Origin of the sequence: Oceanisphaera litoralis (assembly GCF_016907015.1) — a bacterium.
GTDB lineage: Bacteria > Pseudomonadota > Gammaproteobacteria > Enterobacterales > Aeromonadaceae > Oceanimonas > Oceanimonas litoralis.
In genome coordinates this window covers 1-2,432 of sequence record NZ_JAFBBE010000048.1, presented here as the reverse complement: position 1 = coordinate 2,432, position 2,432 = coordinate 1, and the positions used below count along the sequence as shown (strand labels likewise).

Annotated in this window: 3 protein-coding genes; all 3 read right to left on the bottom strand. The window is 51.1% G+C overall.

The annotated features are described in order from the left end of the window. Positions 1–258 precede the first annotated feature (258 nt). Entirely contained in the window at positions 259–561 is a 303-nt protein-coding gene (locus HNR62_RS15990; RefSeq protein WP_239552883.1) for a hypothetical protein, read from the bottom strand. Further along, positions 558–926: a hypothetical protein gene (locus tag HNR62_RS15985; protein WP_204797075.1), complete on the bottom strand. Its 369-nt coding sequence runs from the start codon at positions 924–926 to the stop codon at positions 558–560. Before HNR62_RS15985 ends, HNR62_RS15990 begins: the two co-directional genes overlap by 4 nt. A gap of 421 nt (positions 927–1,347) precedes the next feature. Beyond that, positions 1,348–2,432: protein rep (locus HNR62_RS15980; RefSeq protein WP_204797074.1), on the bottom strand; the 1,085-nt coding region annotated here is incomplete at its 5' end.

Here is a 2,432-nt window from a genome sequence, read left to right as displayed (position 1 = left end):
TTCTATAGTTTCATCAGACCGAGCCCGAGCTCTTGAGTACTTATCAAGCCTCTTCGGTAGGTCGTCAAAACTGTCAGAACCCTCTGATAACCCGGTGCCCGCCAAAGCCTTGGTTTCAGAGGGTTTTTTCATGTCTAAAGCCATAAAAACACCTCATTCTGTCGACACTTTATTACCTTGTATCAAGTAAAGAGAGGGGAACGGCGGTCACCGCTGCGCGTGTGACACACCGAACCCCTCTCTCGAAGACACAAAACATCATCCGTTAAGGCCTTCTGTACGCGGTTTTGAGCCCTTGGGAATGTAAAAGGCCACTGACCCCTTGCTAGGCGCGAAAACGCCCACAGGGACGCTTACACGCTGTCCTATGAGGTCTTGGAAGGCCTTTCGGTCATGCGTTGTCAGCGTAACCAACTCATTTCGTACGTCGCCATTATCCAGGGGGAATTCCCCCAGGAGCTGAATTTTGTCCTGGCCGCCGTACTCCATGCCTTCCTTGTTGGTTCCCTTGGGCGCCTCGAATACGTTCAAAAGCTGGCCGGTCATCAGTAACATGCTCATTTCCGACCCCCTTTCTCACTCTCTTGCCAATCAGCCCAGGACAAACCGGATTCGAAGGCCTGATCCACTTCCATGACAAAACCGGCCGCCGTTGACTCGTTACCAAAAAATCCGTACATCGCATCGCTCAGGCTGTCATTCACCAGGATGGCGACCACATCGTTACGGGACATTTCACACTCAGCCGCGAAGGCATCCAGCAGGTACACCGTTTGGACGGGCAACCGGATAGTGCAGGCCTTGTAATCAGGGCTCTCTTTCTTCCCTTCAAACTCTCTGCGCCTTTCCAGGTCTTGGCGTACCGCGCCGAACTCTTCTTTCACCTTGCCGAGTCCACCAGTCAAAATTTCAAAAGCTTCCATCATGTTTACCTCTCTCAACCGTTCGCCATCCGGTTTTCGTTTGTGTCTAATTAATGGCTAAAATCAGCCTAGATTCAAACCTTGGGTTAAGCAAGTTTTATGTTAGTGACGTGTCTCCGACATCTGAACAGCTTCATGGCTGTAGTTCAGTGCCGAGCATCAAAAGAAAAACCGGTTTGGCAGGACACGGGGGGATTTTGAGTAGACTGTTTGTCCTGGCGAACGCGCAGTAGATCCGGCATGGCCTGTTAACTCGCTGGTTTATCATGGGCTTCGCCCATACCCACCCCGCAAGCGGGGCCCCAAACCCTAACTTCACCAAATCTATGTTTGGGTGAACTAAAAAGGGGCCCTTACGGGCCCCTGTCACTGTTGTATCTTGTTGTATTTTGTTTGATACAAACTACAACAAACTACAACAAAACTAATCTCTCAACCGGTAGAACTCTGGTCTGTCTGTCTCGTTCGCCGTGATATAGCCGTACTCGGAAACCAACTGCTCAAGAGCCTGGGCATTCGGGGCCGGAAGGTTTTCCGTCCACCCCGAACCTGTAGCCGAGCCAGCATGTGCCAGGGAATAACCGGCAGCCGTGTACCGATAAAACAACTCGATGTAAGGCAGATCATCCAGCAATTCATCCTCGTCAGACTCTGGAACCTTCACACCCCAGAAGCAGCCAAACGCGCCGGTCATACGTTTACCCTTCAAAGCAAAATGGGCTTGTACCTGGGCCCATATTTTCATATCCGACATTTTGAGCGCGTACTTGAATACCTCGACGAACCCGGCAGCAGGATCATCCTGAGAAATTGGCCGACAATCGACAATGAAAGAATCACCAGTGATGGAATGCCATTCCTTGGAAAGCTTGGATGCCTTGGGCCGCTTGGGATTGAAGTCAATCGGATTAGCAGGATCGACCATAACAACCATGTGAACATGTGGATGAAACCCGTGCTTAGGGTCATGACTAATTTCATACGAGAAACAAGCCCCCTCAACTTTGCACAGCTCATTGAACCCGCGCCCCTTATCCATCGAATCACGACGACGCTTTTGATACCTACGAAACGAATTGACCAGGTGAGCGAAACGCTCTTCCAGGTCATGGCCATTTTTGACCGTCAAGGTCAGCAGATAGGGTCGGAGGTTTGGCTTTTCAGCAAGCACCACCTCGAACCGTTTAAGGTAGGCCCCGACACTCTTTGCACCTCTGCGAATGGCGCAGAGAGGGCACAACAGATGCTTTTGGCAGGTACGGATTTTTGCCAGCCGAACCTTGCCAACCGTGTAGTAGTGGTGGAACTTCATCCACTGGGCACAACTGCACATCGAATCGATAAGGGGCCCCAACTCATCCAGAGAGTAAGGGGACACCGAACCAGACTGGCCGTTGTAGTGCTGTCGCAGATATTCTATAGTTTCATCAGACCGAGCCCGAGCTCTTGAGTACTTATCAAGCCTCTTCGGTAGGTCGTCAAAACTGTCAGAACCCTCTGATAACCCGG

Coding starts and splice junctions, on each gene's coding strand:
- HNR62_RS15990 (WP_239552883.1), bottom strand. CDS start 561: ATGAGCATGTTACTGATGACCGGCCAGCTTTTGAACGTATTCGAGGCG.
- HNR62_RS15985 (WP_204797075.1), bottom strand. CDS start 926: ATGATGGAAGCTTTTGAAATTTTGACTGGTGGACTCGGCAAGGTGAAA.